Genomic DNA, 15,766 nt, shown 5'->3' with positions numbered 1-15,766 from the left:
CCGCGTCGCCCTGATCACCGACGCCATGGGCGCCGCCGGCATGGGCGACGGCCTCTACCCCCTCGGCCCCCTCCAGGTCCAGGTCAAGAACGGCGTGGCGATGCTCCCCGACGGCAGCTCCATCGCGGGCTCCACCCTCACCCTCGACCGGGTGCTCCGAAGAGCACTCACCATCGGGAAGCTGACCCTCCCGCAGGCCGTCGAGTCACTGTCCGCCACCCCGGCCCGCCTGCTCGGCCTGAGCGACTCCATCGGCTCGCTGGAGACCGGCAAGCTCGCCGACCTCGTCGTGGTCGACTCCACCACCTACGACCTGGTCGCCGTCATGCGCCACGGCCGCTGGGCACTCGGCGGCGACCGCTTCGACCACGTACGGCACCGCTGACGCCGACCGCCGACCGCCGACCGCCGAGGCATCAGCGGTCAGCGGCCGGCGATCAGGCCCGGGTCAGCCGATCGACCACTGCTGCAGCGCTGAGCCGGTGTCCGGCTGCTGGGCCACCAGAGCGCCGTCGGCGGCGGAGTCCGCGGTGAGCAGCAGCCCGCTGCCGGCCGAGGCGAGGGCGTAGCGGCCGTTGGCCAGCAGCCGGACGGTCCAGTGCTGGTTGGCGCGGCCGGTGCAGGGCCACTGGATCACCGCGGCCCCGGCCGCGCCGGAGCCGCCGCTGACGTCGGCACACATCGCCGACCTGCCGTTCACCAGCTCGTACGAGCTGTCGGGCTGCGGGCGGAACTGCCAGAGCTGGTTGCTGTCCCCGGACCGGGGCCAGGTGATGAGCCGGTTGCCGGCGGTGGTGCTGTTGTCGGCGTCGTCGAGCGCCCGGCCGCCGGTGGTGAGCGTGTGGGTGCCGCCGAAGGCCGGGGTGACGGTCCAGGTGAACGTGGCGGAGGCGCGGGCGGTGCCGGAGGAGGCGGTGACGGTGACCTTCGAGACTCCGGGGCCGGTCGGGGTGCCGGAGATCAGGCCGGTGGGGCTGACGGTGAGCCCGGCGGGCAGGCCGGTCGCCGTGAAGGTGAGCGGCTTGCCGGCGCTGTCGGTCGCGCTGAGCTGCACCGACGCGGCCCGCCCGACGGTGCCGGACTGGTCGCCGGGGCCGGGGAGTGCGACCGTCTCGGCGGCCGTGCCGGTCGGGGTGAGGGTGAGGGTCTGCCGGGCCGCGGTGCGTCCGCCGCCGACGGCCGAGCCGGTGGTGTCGGTCCAGAACCGGGCGGGTGTGGTCTCGGCCGGGCTGCCTGCGGCGGTGAGGCCGAGCACCAGGCCGCTGTACCGGTTGACCAGGCGGTAGTCGCTGCCGGCGGGCACCAGGAACCACTGCTGCCCGGCGCCGCTGCCGCCGCCGACGGTCGGTGCGGCGCCCCAGGCGCGGCCGGCGCGTCCGGCGTCGGCCGCGGTGTCCACCCCGAGGGCGCCGCCGGTCGCGGCGTTGACGATCCGGTAGGAGCCGTCACCGTTGCCGACGAACGACCAGGACTCCAGGGCGGAGCCGGTGGCGCCGGGCAGCGAGGTGGTCGCCGGGCTGCCGCTGCGCTGGGCCAGCACCCGGCCGTCGCCGCTGCCGATCCGGTACGTCCTGCTGAGGTCGAAGGGCGCGGGGGCCGGCTGGCTGGAGCCGATGGTGAGCTCGGCGTACTCGCCGTCCGAGGCGGAGCAGGCGAAGGCGCAGTACGACCGGAAGGTCCTGCCGACGATGGTGGAGCCGGTCAGGGTGGCGCTGTCCAGGAACCAGCGGTACCAGGAGGCGGTGTGGTAGCCGCCGGTGTCGCCGAGCAGGGTCCACTTCTGGGTGGACAGGTCCTTGGTGGCGTAGATCTGCTGCGGGGCGTTGCCGCTCTGGTCGACGGCCTGCGGGGTGCCGAGGTAGAGGCCCAGGTAGGCGTCGTAGGCGATGTTCATGACGAACAGCGGTGTGCTCGGGGCGAGCGTCCCGGCGGCGATCTGCTGTGTGACGGTGCCGGGGTTGGCCGGGTCGTACTCCTTGGCGGGCGGCAGGTAGCCGGTCGGGTTCGCGGTGTCGGCGGGCACCATGTCGCTCTCCCGGCCGCCGGCGCCGGGCTGCGACCAGGCGCCGTCGTACCACTTCTGCCAGCTTCCGGGCGCCATCTTGGCGGCGATCGGGGCCCGCGCGACGTGCTGCTGGAAGGCGCCCCAGCTGCCGCCCTTGTCGACGATCCGCGAGCCGTAGAAGACGTAGAAGTATCCGGAGGCGGTGTCCACGAAGAGGCGTTGGTCGCCGTCGCCGTAGGAGTACGTCTGGGCGGGGAAGGCCGTGGTGTCGCCGCGCGTGGTGCTGTACGGCGAGGTGATCGCGTGGTCCCGGATGGTCCAGGTCCGGCCCTGGTCGGTGGAGACGGCGTAGTCGATGGCGTCGTAGTGCAGGCCGTCGCCGAAGGGCTGCGGGGTGAACTCGTTGTGCACCAGGCCGTACCAGTCGCCGGTGTCCGGGTCGACCCAGACGCCCGACAGGTCGCAGTAGTTGCGCTGGGCGTAGCCCGAGCCCGTCGGCGCGTAGCTGGACTGCCGGCCGGTGGGGCTGTTGTTGCAGCGTGCGGTGGTGTCGTCGTTGCGGTCGGTGGGGTCGGCCGGGTTGACCGCGTCGCTGATCGCGGCGGACCTGGTGGCGTTGTCGAAGTCCCGGCCGGTGAAGAAGTCCCACTGCCGGGAGTCCTTCGCGCCGTAGAGGGAGTGCGACTGCTGGAAGTAGAAGGTGCCGTCCTTGTCGGTGTAGACGCTCGCCGGGGTGTCGTCCGGGTACGGGTACGGGCCGGTCTTCCCGACCGAGACGGTGTACGTGGCGTCGACCGGGTGCGCGGGCGCCTGCGCGGAGGCCGGGGCGGCGGCCAGGGCGCCGGTGCCGAAGGCGGTCAGGGCGGTGGCGGTGAGGGCGGCGAGCAGTCGGGTTCGATGGGCGGGCACTGGTACTCCTCTTCCATGCGGGGTGGGGGTGCGGAATCGGGAGAGTGGTCCGGGAGAGTGCGCCGGGAGGGGTGGCCGGGGACGGCGGGCTCGGCCGTCGGCCATCGGCCCTCGACCGTCGGCCATGCGGAACATACGGTCGGGTTGACCGGTAAATCAAGAGTCCTTGCAGAAACCCTCGAAGCAGGCCCAAGGCCCGTACGGCCGGAACTGCCGCCCGCTCAACCAGCCGCCCGGACAAGGGAATACGCGCACCTTGACGACCCCACGGCGGTGTCCTAGGTTGCACGGGAACCAGGTTGACCGGTCAATTCCGAAGGATCCCCTCATGGTGACGATGCAGGACGTGGCCGAGCGTGCCGGGGTCACGAAGCAGACCGTCTCCAACGTCGTCCGGGGCCGGGGGGCCGTCGGCCCGGCGACCGCCGCGCGGGTGCGCGCCGCGGTCGAGGAGCTGGGCTACACGCCCAACCTGGTCGCGCGTTCGCTGGCCACCGGCGCCACCCGGGCAGTGGGCCTGTTCGTCCCCACCGCGACGGTGCCCTTCTACGCCCACATCGTCGAGGAGGTCGAGGACGTCCTCGACGAGCACGGCTACCACCTGCTGCTGTGCACCACCCGCCTCGACGGCGAGCGCGCCAAACGGCACCTGGCGGGCCTGACCAGCCGCTCGGTGGACGCCCTGCTGATCGCCGGCGACCGGGACCTGATCGACCACCTGCCGCTGCTCGCCGAAGCCTCCTTCCCCGTCGCCCTGTGCGCCTGGGAGACCGACACCCCCGACCGGTTCCCGGTCGTCACCATCGACTACGAACGCGCCGGCCACCTCGCCGGACGCCACCTGCGCGAGCTCGGGCACGAGCGCGTCGCCGTCCTCGCCAGCCCCGACCACGCCCCACGGGTCGCGGGTTTCCGCCGCGCCTTCGCCGCCGACGGCCTCACCGTCCCCGACACCGCCGTCCACCTCGCGCCCGAGCCCACCCCCGCGGGTGGCTTCACCGCCGCGACCGCCGCGCTCGCCGCCGACCCCGGGATCACCGCGCTCTTCGCCACCCACGACGTCCTCGCCCTCGGCGCCCTGGAAGCCGCCCGGGTCACCGGCCGCTCCGTCCCGCACGACCTGTCGATCGTCGGCCACGACGACAACCCCGAGACCGGACTCGCCCGGCCCGCCCTCACCAGCATCGCCATCCCCACCCGGGAGATGGCCCGCGAGGCCGTCGAACTCCTGCTGCGCGCCCTCGGCGCGTCGGGCACCCCGGCCAACTCACTCCAGCTGCTGCGCCCCGAACTCGTCGTCCGGGACAGCACCGGCCCGGTCGGCGGACGGCCGGTGCGGTGATCCTTCCGCGGCGCGGCCGGGTCGAGCGGCTTGAGCAGTTCTGCGCAGGGACCTCCCCGTACAGCGGCGCACTACACTTCCGACATGCTCAAAGCTGACCGCACCTCCAGGATCCTCGCGCACCTCACCGAGGCGGGCAGCGCCGACGTGCACGAGCTGGCCGAACTCCTGTGCGTCTCCTCGGCCACCGTCCGCCGGGACCTCCAGGAGCTCCACGACCAGGGCCTGCTGCACCGCACCCGCGGCGGGGCGGTCACCGGCGCCGTCAACCTCGAACTGCCGCTGCGCCACAAGCACGGCACCCGGCAGGCGGAGAAGCGCCGGATCGCGCTCGCGGCCGACCGGCTGGTACCGGACGGCGCGGTGGTGGGGCTGACCGGCGGCACGACGACGAGCGAGCTGGCCCGCGTCCTGGCCGAGCGCGGCGGGATCACCATCGTGACCAACGCCGTCAACATCGCGGCCGACCTGATCGTGCGGCCGGACGTCCGGCTGGTGGTGGTCGGCGGCATCGCCCGGACCACCAGCTACGAACTGGTGGGGCCGGCCGCGGACCGGATGCTCGCCGAGTACCACCTCGACCTCGCGTTCATCGGCGTGGACGGCCTGACCCCGCAGGAGGGCTGCACCACGCACGACGAGATGGAGGCCCAGACCGACCGCGCGTTCCTGCGCAGCAGCGCGCGCTCGGTCGTCCTGGCCGACAGCAGCAAGATCGGCCGGGTCACCTTCGCCCGGATCTGCCCGCTCACCGAGGTCGACGACCTGGTCACCGACACCGAGGCCGACGCGGCCGAGGAGGAGGCCCTCGCCGCCTGCGGGGTGCGGGTCCTGCGCGTCTGAGTCCTTCGTGACGGAACAGCCCGGCCGGGGCCCACCCGGCCGGGCTTTTCTGTCGCTCCGCCGTTGACATGGACCCTCTGACGCAGCAAGCTCTTTCAAACCTGCGCAAAACCAGCTCACTTCAAGCATCTGCGATCATCAGATCAAGCGCGAACGAAGGCGGTCCCTGCGGTGGACAAACGGATACCGGCCCTCCTCACGGTGTGCGCCCTCGGCGCCCTCACCCTCACCTCCTGCGGCAGCGGCGGCGGCAGCAGCAACGGCGGAACCGACGCCGACGGCAAGGTGACGCTCAAACTGGTCGCCGCCGACTACGGCGACAAGGAGTCCAACAGCTCGAAGGCCTACTGGAACGGCGTCGCCACCGCCTTCACGGCGGCCAACCCCGACATCAGGGTCGACGTCCAGGTGGTCAACTGGAACGACATCGACCAGCAGGTCAAGACGATGATCCAGAGCGGCAACGTGCCGGACGTCCTGCAGACCGGCGGCTACGCCGACAAGGTCGCCGACGACCTCCTCTACAAGGCGGAGGACGTGCTGTCACCCGCCACCCGGAGCAACCTGATCGACAGCTTCGCCAAGGCCGGCCAGGTCAAGGGCGTGCAGTACGGCATCCCGTTCGTCTCCTCCGCCCGGCTCCTGTTCTACAACAAGGCCCTCCTCCAGCAGGCCGGCATCGCCCAACCCCCCACCAACTGGGAGGAGTTGCGCAAGGCCGCCGAGCAGATCAAGGCCACGGCACCCGGCGTCACCCCGTACGCGCTGCCGCTCGGCCCCGAGGAGGCCCAGGGCGAGAGCATGATCTGGGAGCTCGGCAACGGCGGCGGCCCCACCGCCGAGGACGGCTCGTACGCCCTGAACAGCCAGGCCGACATCGACACCTTCCGCTGGCTCAAGGCCAACCTGGTCGACCCCGGCCTGACCTACGCCAACCCCGCCACCACCGACCGCAAGACCGCCTTCGCGGACTTCGCGGCGGGCAAGACGGCCATGCTCGACGGCCACCCGTCGCTGATCCGGATGGCGAAGGACGGGAAGGTCGACTACGGCGTCGCGCCCATCCCCGGCAAGGCGGGCCCGCTCACCTCCACCCTCGGCGTCGCGGACTGGATGATGGCCTTCAAGAAGAACGGCCACCGCGACCAGATCAGGAAGTTCCTCGACTTCGCGTACGCCAAGGACAACATGCTGACGTTCGACGAGACCTACAACCTGCTGCCCGTCACCCGGGACACGCTCACCGCGCTGACGGCCGGCGGCAACCACAAGGACCTCGAACCCTTCTTCGCCGTCCTGCCGAACGCCGTCTTCTACCCGCTCGGCGACACCGCCTGGGACGTGGTCTCGGCCGAGCTCAAGAAGAGCATCGGCAGCGCCGTCTCGGGCGACCCGGCCAAGGTGCTCGGCGACCTGCAGAAGAAGGCCCAGGACGCCGTCGCGAACAAGTGACCCCGGCCGAACGCACGTCGGCGCACGACACCTCCGCGAAAGGCACCCCGCGAAAGGCACCTCCGCGAAAGGCACCCCCGTTGACCCTCAGCACCCCCACGACCCTCGGCTCCCCCGCCGACGGCTCCCCCGCACCGCCCGCGGCCCCGCGCCGCCGGCCGGCACCCGCGGGCGCCCGGGCCGGCAGGCTCGGGCCGCTGCCGTGGATCGCCCCGGCCGTCCTGCTGATCCTCGCCGTCGTGCTGTGGCCGGTCTACGAGATGGTCCGCACCTCGTTCCTGCGCATCAGCACCAGCGGCTTCGTCCGCGGCTCCGCCGGGCTGGACAAGTACCGCAAGCTGTTCGGCGAGGCCGACCTCGGCCACGTCCTGCTCGCCACGGTGGCCTGGACCGTCGCCGTCGTCGGCCTGACCATGCTGATCTCGCTCGGCCTGGCCCAGCTGTTCGACCAGCGCTTCCCCGGCCGGAGGTTCGCCCGCTGGGCCCTGCTCGTGCCCTGGGCCGCATCCGTCCTGATGACCGCCATCGGCTTCCGCTGGATGCTCGACCGCACCGCCGGCGTGCTCAACACCGCCATGACCGACCTCGGCCTGATCGACGGCCCCCGGGACTGGCTCGGCGACCCGGCCACGGCCTGGCCCTGGATGGTGTCCGTCGCCGTCTTCGTCTCCCTGCCGTTCACCACCTACACCCTGCTCGCCGGCCTCCAGACCGTCCCCGCCGAGCTGTACGAGGCGGCCAGGGTGGACGGCGCCTCGCGGTGGCAGACCTACCGCCGGATCACCCTGCCGCTGCTCCGCCCGGCCTTCCTGGTCGGCGTCGTGATCAACCTGATCAACGTCTTCAACTCCTTCCCCGTCATCTGGGGCATGACCCGGGGCGGCCCGAGCAGCGACACGGCCACCACGACGGTGTTCATGTACCAGCTGAAGAGCACCGACATCGGCGAGTCCGCGGCGATGTCGGTGGTCAACTTCGCGCTGGTGGTGCTGATGGTCCTGGCCTTCCTCAAGGTCAGCCGCTGGTCCCGGGAGGAGGGGTGCGTGCATCGCAAGGCGGAGGAGGGAGTCCATGCGGAGCATCGGCGACCGACGACAACGCGGCGAGGTGCGTGCCCCGGCGTCGCGCGCCCGGCAAGATCCGCCGGACAGGCGCTAGCCGTCGCGGGGGCGGCCTGGCTGCTGGCGGCGCTGTTCCTGCTCCCGTACCTGGAGATGGCCGTCACCGCGCTGCGCCCGGCGGACGAGCTGCGCGACGCGGGCTACCTGCCGCGGCACTTCGCGTGGTCCGCCTTCGTCGACGTCTGGCGCGAGTCCACCCTCGGCGGCAACCTGAAGGTCACCCTGCTGGTCGCCGGCGGGTCCACCGTGCTGGCGCTGCTGGTCGCCCTGCCCGCCGCGTACTGCACGGCCCGGACGAGGTACCGGGGTCGCAGGCTCTTCCTGCTGCTCGTCCTGGTCACCCAGATGTTCCAGCCGACCTCGCTGCTGGTGGGCCTCTACCGCGAGTTCTACCGGCTGGACATGCTCAACTCGGTGTGGACGCTGATCCTCTGCAACGCGGCCTTCAACCTGGCCTTCGCGGTCTGGATCCTCACCGCCTACATCTCCGCCATCCCCGTGGAGCTGGAGGAGGCCGCGATGCTCGACGGCCTCGGCCGGCTCGGGGTGCTGCGCCGGGTCGTCCTGCCGCTGGCGATGCCCGGCGTCGTCACCGCGGTGATCTTCACCTTCATCTCCGCGTGGAACGAGTTCGTGATGGGCCTGACCCTGTCGACGGAGCCGCGGAGCCAGCCGCTCACCGTCGGCATCAACAGCTTCATCGGCAACTACACCGTGGAGTGGAACTACCTGTTCGCCGGGTCGGTCGTCGCGATCGTGCCGGTCGTGGTGCTGTTCGCCCTGATCGAGCGGCACGTGGTCTCCGGCCTGACCGCCGGATCGCTCAAGTAGCCGACCGTGCCCCACCTCCCCTCCGAAGGAGAACCCCGTGCGCTTACCCCGGCCCCGAGCCCGCCTCCGCCGGGCCGCCCTCACCGCGGCCCTGACCAGCCTCGCCGCCATGGCCGGGCCCGCCCTGCCGGCCCGGGCCGCGGGCACCCCCTCCGCCGTCCTCGACCAGGGCCACCAGAGCGTCAGCTGGCAGAGCCCCGCCTACCCCAAGGGGACGCTCGGCGGCGCCACCAGCTGCCCGCCCGCCGCGCAGGACCCGGACGGCACGGTCTGCGCCCGCTTCGACCTGACCGTCGACGTACCGGCCGCCTACTGGGACGACAACCCGGAGGGCGGCGTCCCGCTCTCGATCCAGTGGCAGAACCCCACCGACGACTTCGACCTCTACGTCTACGACGCCTCCGGCAAGGAGGTCGCCGAGAGCGCGGGCACCGCCGACCCCGAGGCGACCGTCATCCCGAAGGCCTCCGGCACCTACCACGTCCTGGTCGTCCCGTACGACGTCCACAGCGGCTCGTTCACCGGCCGTGCCTATCTGCCGAGGACCACCGACGCGGGCGACCTGACCGCCTTCTCCGGCGCCCAGGGCAGCTACGACATCTCCGCCGGCCCGCTGAAGGCCAAGGTCGACTTCCTCGCCGACGACCAGCTGCGGCTGCGCGCCGCCCCGGACGGCGTCCTCACCGACCCCGCCGGCAGCACCATCATCCGCAAGCAGCCCGAACTCCAGCGCGACACCAGCACGTTCGACGCCGGCGACTACCACGGCATCCGCTCCAAGGGCCTGGTGCTGCGGGTCTACAAGCACCCGCTGCGGTTCGCCCTGTACAAGGCCGACGACCGCACCGCGATCTGGCAGGAGGACGCGCCGCTGCGCTGGAGCACCGGCGGCCTGCGGCAGAGCCTGGTGCGCGGCGCCGACGAGCAGTTCTTCGGCGGCGGCGAGCAGAACGGCAGCTTCTCGCACCGCGACCAGACCGTCCACGTCGCCAACAGCTTCAACTGGAACGAGGGCGGCTACAACAACTCCCAGCCGTTCTACGTCTCCAGCGCCGGCTACGGCGTCTTCCGCAACACCTTCGCCCCGGGGATCTACGACTTCGGCTCGCCGGTGCGCACCGGGCAGCAGGAACGACGCCTGGACGCCTACTACTTCACCGGTGACGTGAAGTCGGTGATCGGCGAGTACACCGCCCTGGTCGGCAAGCCCTTCATGCCGCCGGTCTACGGCCTGGAGCCCGGCGACTCCGACTGCTACCTGCACAACGCCAACCGCGGCGAGCGGCACACCACCGACGCCGTCAAGGTCGCCGACGGCTACGTGCAGAACCGGATGCCGCTCGGCTGGATGCTGGTCAACGACGGCTACGGCTGCGGCTACGAGAACCTGCCGCAGACCGGCGAGGGCCTGCGGAAGGACCACGCCCAGCTCGGCCTCTGGACCCAGAACGGCCTGCCCAACCAGGCCGAGGAGGTCAAGGCCGGGGTCCGGGTGCGCAAGCTCGACGTGGCGTGGGTCGGCAACGGCTACGACTTCGCGCTGAACGCCTGCGACCAGGCCAAGGCCGGCATCGAGGACAACAGCGACGCCCGCGGGTTCGTCTGGCTGCCCGTCTCCTGGGCCGGCGCCCAGCGCTGCGGCGTGCTGTGGAGCGGCGACCAGAGCCTGTCCTGGGACTACATCCGCTGGCAGATCCCCACCTACGCCGGCGCCACCATGTCCGGCATCGCCTACGACACCGGCGACATCGGCTCCATCTTCCGCCGCGACCCGAAGATGTACACCCGCGACCTCCAGTGGAAGGCCTTCCTCCCGGCCGTCATGACGATGGACGGCTGGGCGCGGGACATGTCCGGCAAGGAGCAGCGCGACCAGCAGCCCTGGCTGGACGGCGAGCCCTACACCTCGATCAACCGCACGTACCTGCAGCTGAAGGAACGGCTGCTGCCGTACATGTACACCCTGTCCGCCGAGGCCACCAGGACCGGCATCGGCGCCGTGCGCCCGCTCGCCCTGGAGTACCCGAACGACCCGGGCGCCCTCGGGCCGAACGCGACGTACGAGTTCCTGGCCGGGCCGGACTTCCTGGTCGCGCCGGTCTACTCCGACACCTCGGTGCGCAACGGCATCTACCTGCCGGAGGGCACCTGGACCGACTACTGGACCGGGCGCACCTACCAGGGCCCGACCACCGTCGACGGCTACTCCGCGCCGCTCGACACCCTGCCGCTGTTCGTCAAGGGCGGTGCGATCGTGCCGATGTGGCCCGAGGGCACGCTCTCCTGGCAGACCAGGAACCGCGGCGAACTCGACTACGACCTCTACCCGCAGGCCCAGGGGGACTCCTCCTACACCCTGTACGAGGACGACGGCGTCACCCGGCAGTTCACCGCCGGCGCCTCCGCCACCCAGCAGGTGGACGTCCACGCCGCCGGGCCGGTCACCGTCGTCAAGGTCGGTGCCAGCGTGGGCAGTTACACCGGGAAGCCGGCCGCCCGGTCGTACCGCTTCACGGTGCACGGGCAGCCCGCCCCGCGCCTGGTGGTCACCCGGGGCGGCCCGCTCCCCCGGCTGGCCTCGGCCGCGGCGCTCGACTCGGCGGCCTCGGGCTGGTTCTACGACGCCGCCAGCGGCGTGACGCGGGTCAAGACGCCGGAGCAGCCCACCGACCGCGGCTTCTCCGTCGAGCTGATCCACGGCGGCCGCTGACCGCCCCCGGGCGGCTCCGTCTTCTTCGGCGGGCTCAGGTGCGTTTGAAGAACTCCACCTCGGCCAGGGCGATGGCGCGGTCGGGGGCGGTTCCGGCGGCCTCCAGGACGGTGAGCCTCACCTGGACGACGTCGCTGATCCCGGTCGCCACGGTCTGCGGGCCCGGCTGGTCGTTGAGCGTGATCCGCTTCCGGTGCAGCCCGCCGTCCGCGTCCGTGACCTCCAGGGACAGGACGAGCGGGCGGGCCAGCTGCCGGAACTGCTGCGGGTCCGCGGAGCCGCCGGTGTGGATGATCAGGTCCACCAGCCGGAACGGGGTGCGGAAGGTGAAGGCGACGGAGTCCCCGATCGCGGGCGCTCCCCAGTAGGTGTTGGTCAGGCCGTCGTCGGCCGCGGTCGCCGGGTGGCCCTCGACGGCGGCGCTCGCCGAGGCGGCGGCGGGGGTGATCGGCGCGGTGCTGCGGAGCTTGTCCAGCACGTCCTGGAAGGCGTTCCTGCCCGCCGGGTAGAGCAGGATCCCCGCCACCACGACGGCGGCCAGCGCGATCAGCGCGATGGTGCGGCGCAGCGCATTGCCCGAGCCGCCGATCCGCACCCGGCGCCGGAACGGCCAACGGGTGCGCCACCAGGGCAGCTTGGGCGGCGGCGCGGTGACGGTCAGCGGTGCCGCGCAGCGGCGGCAGAAGCGGCGGTCGGGCAGGTTGGGGGTGCCGCAGCGGGGGCAGGGCGGGCCGTCCGGGGCCTCGTCGGCCGTGGACGGCCGGACGACGGGGCGGGGTGCGACGGGCTTGGCGGGCTGGACGGCCACCGGGTCGGGCTGTGGGGCGGACGGTGGTTGGGGCTTCGGAGTCGGCTCCGGCGTTGGCTTCGGTACCGGCTTCGGCGTTGGCTTCGGTACCGGCTTCGGAGCGGGAACGGGATCGGGAGCCGGCCGTACCCGGGCGCCGGTCGGGCGCGGCGGCTCGGCGGCGGGCGCAGGTTCGGGCGCGGGTGCAGGTTCAGCTTCAGGCGCGGGCGCGGGCGCGGGCGCGGGCGCGGCGGGTGGCGCCGCCGGGGCGGCGGCGACGCGCGACCAGCCCAGGTAGGCGCCGCAGTTGCCGCAGAAGTCGTCCCCCTCCCCGTTGACCGTTCCGCAGTCGGGGCACACCGGCATCCGTCAGCCCTCCGCTCGCCCGGATGGACCGGGTGGACCAGGTGGACCGGGCAGGATCTCCACCCGGCAGATCAGATGGACCGGGCAGCCCGCCCTGACGACGGAGAGCACCCGGTCCTCGTCCAGTTCCTCCGCCGGACCCGGCCGCAGGGGCCAGACCCGCACCAGCACCTCACCGCTCGACGCGGGCGGCGGGGCGGCCCCGGCGGCGGTGGACCAGGAGGCGCCGCCGCCGTCCACGATCTCGACCCCGGCGCCCAGCACCAGCCGCAGCCGCTCGGCGAGTCCGCGCCGGGTGCCGCGCCACCGGTGCAGTTCCACCGCGCGCCCGACCACCGCCCGGCGCACCTCCAGCGGCCAGGCCGGGTCGACCTCCACCGCGACCCAGGACGCCAGCCAGTCCAGGAAGTCGGCCGGCGCGAGGTCGGGGCGGAAGTAGGCGGGCAGGCTGTCCAGGGTGGCGAAGACCGGGGCGAGGACGGTGTCCAGGCCGGCCGTGAACCGCTGGGCGAAGTCGTCGTCGGCGAAGAGCGCGGGAAGCAGCTCGCCGATCGGGTACGGGCTGGGCAGTCCCGGAACGGCGGCCCGGCTACTCATGCCCCCACCTCTCCCCCAGCCTCCGGCCGGGGGTACCCCCACCGCTCGCTCATGACGGCCCGTCCTCGCCCGCCACCGTGACCACCACCTGGTGCTGGTGGGAGAAGACCAGGGCGTCCGGCGGGACCTCGACCCGCTCGGCGGGCGCGCCCCGGCGCCCGGTGATCGGGTCCGCCGGGAACAGTCGCAGCTCCTCGACCCCCGTGACGGCGGCGACCCGCTGGAGCACCGCGAACACCTCCCCGTACTGCACCGCCCGGCCGAACGGCCAGCCCGAGCCCTCGGCGCCGCCGCGCAGCGGGTTGAGGTACCGGTACAGCGCGGCGAGCACCGCCTCGCGGACCCGGTCGGGGTCGGTGGAGCGGGTGGTGAGCCGGGCGACCACCGTCACGCCCTGGTAGGAGGGGGGCTGCACGAGGATCCGGGTGCCGATCAGCCGCCGCTCGTCGAGGGCGGCCGCGACGGCGGCCAGCACCTGCTCGTCGGGGATCAGTTGCTCGAACCGCAGCCGGTCGCCGTCGTCCGCGACGGCGTCGGGGACGACCAGCACCCGCACCGCCCCCGCCTCCCCGCCGCCGGCGGGCACGCAGCTGATCCGGGCGGCGGACGGCGCGGCCTGCCGGGCGATCAGCTCGAAGTCCCCGGCGGTGACGGCCCGTTCCTGCAGCCGCAGCTGGTGCGGGGCGCGCAGCTTGGCGTTCTCCACGGTCTCGCCGTCGACCCCGCCCCGGGCCGCCTCCCGGTTGTCCACCCGGGCGATGTACGGGACGGAGCTGCGCAGCACGGTGATCGTGCCGCGGGCGACGTTGCCCGCGATCCCGCCGCCGGTGCGGTAGTGCGGGACGCGCAGCCGCGCGCCCTTGGGCGGCACCGCCCCGAAGGCGCGCAGGCTGCCGTCGGGCTCCCGGACCGCGGGCGGGAACTGGAACTCGCCGGTGGTCGCGTCGAGCACCACGTGCCGGTCGGCCGGGGAGGAGTCGCCGAAGTGCTCGACGAGTGTCCACCGCTGCCACCCCTCACCGGCCGCGACCTCGACCACCGGGGGCTCGCCGTCGAGCAGGACAGGCGGCCGGGCGAGCCGGAAGCGCTGGCCCGCGACGCCCTCCGAGGAGCCGAGCGGCGCGTCGGTGACGGTCTGCGCGTGGACGACGGTCGCGGTGCCGCCGACCGTGAACACCTCGGCCCGGCGGATGGTGGGGGACTCGGAGTAGAACGGCTGGCCGGGGCGCGGCTCGGTGACCCGGCAGCGCAGCCAGCCGGCCCGCCGCCCGGCGACCACCGACGCGGTGTGCCCGGCGGGCACGAACACCACCACCTCGCCGGGCCGGTTGAGGCCGCCGGTGGTGTCGCTGCCGGTCTCGCAGCCGATCCAGCGGGCGCCGTCCCACACCTCCCAGGCCAGCGGCGGCTGGCGCGGGTCGACGCCGACGCCCTCCACCCGGCTGTCCAGCCGGACGACCAGGATGCACCGCGGCACCACGGCCGGCAGGGCGAAGAGCATGGCGTCCCCGGCCTCCGGGCGCGGCTGGAAGCACGGCACGTCGGCCCCGTCGGCCAGCCTGGCCGTACGGTCGGACTGCTCGCCGGTGGCGTGGACGGTGACCAGCCGGTCCAGCTCGCTGGGGACGATCGGCAGGTCCTCGGCGGTGGCGAAGACCACGGCGTCGTCGGTCTCGGTGCGCAGCGTGGAGACTTCGGTGCCCGCTCGCAGCAGGACGGTCTCGGGCTGCGGGGCGGAGAGCCAGAAGTCGACCTCGGCGCGGGCCGCGGCGGGCGGGAAGAGCCGGATGCCCAGCAGGTCGAGGAAGGCGGCGTAGTTCTTCTCCGGTACCCGGTTCAGCCGGTAGAGGAGTTGGTCCACCAGGTAGGCGAAGGTCTCGATGAGGGTGACGCCCGGGTCGGAGACGTTGTGGTCGGTCCACTCCGGTGCGCGCTGCTGGACGTACCGCTTGGCCTCGTCGACGAGTTGCTGGAAGCGGCGGTCGTCGAGGTTCGGGGAGGGCAGGGCCATCAGCTCGCGCCCCCGCCCGCTGCGATCGGGGACGCTGCGATCGGGGACGCGGCGGCCGGGGACTCGGCGGCGGACTCGGCGGCCGGGTGCTCCGGGATGGTGTAGAAGGGGAAGACCAGGTTGCGGCGGTCGTTGGTGGCGCGCACGGTGTAGTGGACGTCGATGTAGAGCGTGCCCTCGTCGACGCGGTCGAAGGCGATCACCACGTCGTCGACCTCGATCCGCGGCTCCCAGCGTTCCAGTGCGATGCGCACCTCGCGGGCGATCCGCCCGGCGGTGGTGCTGTCGCCCGGGGCGAAGACGTACTCGTGGATGCCGCAGCCGAATTCGGGGCGCATCGGCCGTTCGCCGGGGGCGGTGCCGAGGATCAGCCGGACGGCCTCCGCGATCTCCCGGTCCCGTTCCACCATGCCGATGCCGCCGGTGGCGTTGACCCGAAGCGGGAAGGCCCAGCCGCGGCCGATGAAACTGCTGGTCATACGGCGCCTCCGATCAGCACGTTGAACGCGCCGCTGGTGATGGTGGCACCGCAGGTCGTCTTGTCCCCCATGCGGGCCGCGGGCAGCCCGCCGATCAGGACCACGCCCCTGGTCACTCCGCCCAGGCCGGGCTCGACGAGGTTGGCGGGGCCCATTTCCACGTGCGGGACGCAGGCGTGGATGCTGCCGACCACCGCGGCGGGCCGGCCGCCGATCAGCACGGTCGCCACCTTGACGGCGCCCGGCGGCGGGGTGGTGAGGGCGCCGCCGTGGTCGGTGAGGTCGCCGGTCCGGGCTGCGGGGGGCATGTACG

12 protein-coding genes and 1 pseudogene are annotated in these 15,766 nt (G+C 73.0%); 7 read left to right on the top strand and 6 right to left on the bottom strand.

Annotated elements, in window-relative coordinates; translation table 11 throughout:
• Positions 1-385 (top strand): amidohydrolase family protein (locus tag OP86_RS28925; protein ID WP_030260456.1); only part of this gene is annotated, 385 nt, incomplete at its 5' end.
• Between the two features lie 63 nt (positions 386-448).
• Here the strand turns inward: OP86_RS28925 and OP86_RS28920 are convergent.
• The gene (locus tag OP86_RS28920; protein ID WP_033333848.1) at positions 449-2,914 is read right to left on the bottom strand and encodes an RICIN domain-containing protein; all 2,466 of its coding nucleotides are present in this window, start codon (positions 2,912-2,914) and stop codon (positions 449-451) included.
• A 328-nt stretch (positions 2,915-3,242) separates the two neighbouring features.
• Between OP86_RS28920 and OP86_RS28915 the strand changes: the two genes are divergently transcribed.
• From OP86_RS28915 to OP86_RS33085, 6 genes and pseudogenes are all read left to right on the top strand, one after another.
• Positions 3,243-4,256 carry a LacI family DNA-binding transcriptional regulator gene (locus tag OP86_RS28915; protein WP_030062529.1) on the top strand — a complete coding sequence of 338 codons (1,014 nt, stop codon included), beginning with the start codon at positions 3,243-3,245 and terminating at the stop codon, positions 4,254-4,256.
• 84 nt (positions 4,257-4,340) lie between these two features.
• Positions 4,341-5,099, top strand: coding sequence for a DeoR/GlpR family DNA-binding transcription regulator (locus OP86_RS28910; protein ID WP_030062530.1), 759 nt, complete (start codon positions 4,341-4,343; stop codon positions 5,097-5,099).
• A 171-nt stretch (positions 5,100-5,270) separates the two neighbouring features.
• Positions 5,271-6,551 (top strand): extracellular solute-binding protein, encoded by a 1,281-nt coding sequence (locus OP86_RS28905; protein WP_051830880.1) that lies wholly within the window; start codon positions 5,271-5,273, stop codon positions 6,549-6,551.
• 80 nt (positions 6,552-6,631) lie between these two features.
• A pseudogene (locus OP86_RS38455) lies at positions 6,632-7,588 on the top strand (carbohydrate ABC transporter permease); the annotation flags it as partial.
• Positions 7,589-7,594: 6 nt separating this feature from the next.
• A complete protein-coding gene (locus OP86_RS35285) occupies positions 7,595-8,503 on the top strand; it encodes a carbohydrate ABC transporter permease (RefSeq protein WP_078589453.1) in 909 nt (302 codons plus the stop codon).
• 37 nt (positions 8,504-8,540) lie between these two features.
• Positions 8,541-11,213 (top strand): glycoside hydrolase family 31 protein, encoded by a 2,673-nt coding sequence (locus OP86_RS33085; protein WP_051830877.1) that lies wholly within the window; start codon positions 8,541-8,543, stop codon positions 11,211-11,213.
• Between the two features lie 34 nt (positions 11,214-11,247).
• On the opposite strand, the gene OP86_RS28890 is transcribed toward OP86_RS33085, so the two are convergent.
• The 5 genes from OP86_RS28890 to OP86_RS28865 all read right to left on the bottom strand — a co-directional run bounded on the left by OP86_RS28890 (position 11,248) and on the right by OP86_RS28865 (position 15,761).
• On the bottom strand, positions 11,248-12,021 hold the full coding sequence (locus OP86_RS28890) for a zinc ribbon domain-containing protein (protein ID WP_030059296.1): 774 nt from the start codon (positions 12,019-12,021) through the stop codon (positions 11,248-11,250).
• 348 nt (positions 12,022-12,369) lie between these two features.
• Positions 12,370-12,963, bottom strand: a complete 594-nt coding sequence (locus OP86_RS28880) for a phage tail protein (protein ID WP_030059297.1) — start codon at positions 12,961-12,963, stop codon at positions 12,370-12,372.
• A 49-nt stretch (positions 12,964-13,012) separates the two neighbouring features.
• Positions 13,013-14,974 (bottom strand): putative baseplate assembly protein, encoded by a 1,962-nt coding sequence (locus OP86_RS28875; protein WP_030260431.1) that lies wholly within the window; start codon positions 14,972-14,974, stop codon positions 13,013-13,015.
• Positions 14,974-15,453 carry a GPW/gp25 family protein gene (locus OP86_RS28870; protein ID WP_051830875.1) on the bottom strand — a complete coding sequence of 160 codons (480 nt, stop codon included), beginning with the start codon at positions 15,451-15,453 and terminating at the stop codon, positions 14,974-14,976. Before OP86_RS28870 ends, OP86_RS28875 begins: the two co-directional genes overlap by 1 nt.
• Positions 15,450-15,761: a PAAR domain-containing protein gene (locus OP86_RS28865; protein ID WP_030260424.1), complete on the bottom strand. Its 312-nt coding sequence runs from the start codon at positions 15,759-15,761 to the stop codon at positions 15,450-15,452. Before OP86_RS28865 ends, OP86_RS28870 begins: the two co-directional genes overlap by 4 nt.
• Positions 15,762-15,766 lie beyond the last annotated feature (5 nt).

Source organism: Streptomyces novaecaesareae (assembly GCF_000716875.1).
GTDB classification, from domain to species: domain Bacteria; phylum Actinomycetota; class Actinomycetes; order Streptomycetales; family Streptomycetaceae; genus Kitasatospora; species Kitasatospora novaecaesareae.
The sequence above is the reverse complement of the archived record's forward strand: the minus strand, read 5'-3'. Positions and strand labels throughout refer to the sequence as shown.

Excerpts from the sequence above, each read along its gene's own strand:
- OP86_RS28915 (WP_030062529.1), top strand. The coding sequence starts at position 3,243 with ATGGTGACGATGCAGGACGTGGCCGAGCGTGCCGGGGTCACGAAGCAG.
- OP86_RS28865 (WP_030260424.1), bottom strand. The coding sequence starts at position 15,761 with ATGCCCCCCGCAGCCCGGACCGGCGACCTCACCGACCACGGCGGCGCC.
- OP86_RS28875 (WP_030260431.1), bottom strand. The coding sequence starts at position 14,974 with ATGGCCCTGCCCTCCCCGAACCTCGACGACCGCCGCTTCCAGCAACTC.
- OP86_RS28910 (WP_030062530.1), top strand. The coding sequence starts at position 4,341 with ATGCTCAAAGCTGACCGCACCTCCAGGATCCTCGCGCACCTCACCGAG.
- OP86_RS28880 (WP_030059297.1), bottom strand. The coding sequence starts at position 12,963 with ATGAGTAGCCGGGCCGCCGTTCCGGGACTGCCCAGCCCGTACCCGATC.
- OP86_RS28870 (WP_051830875.1), bottom strand. The coding sequence starts at position 15,453 with ATGACCAGCAGTTTCATCGGCCGCGGCTGGGCCTTCCCGCTTCGGGTC.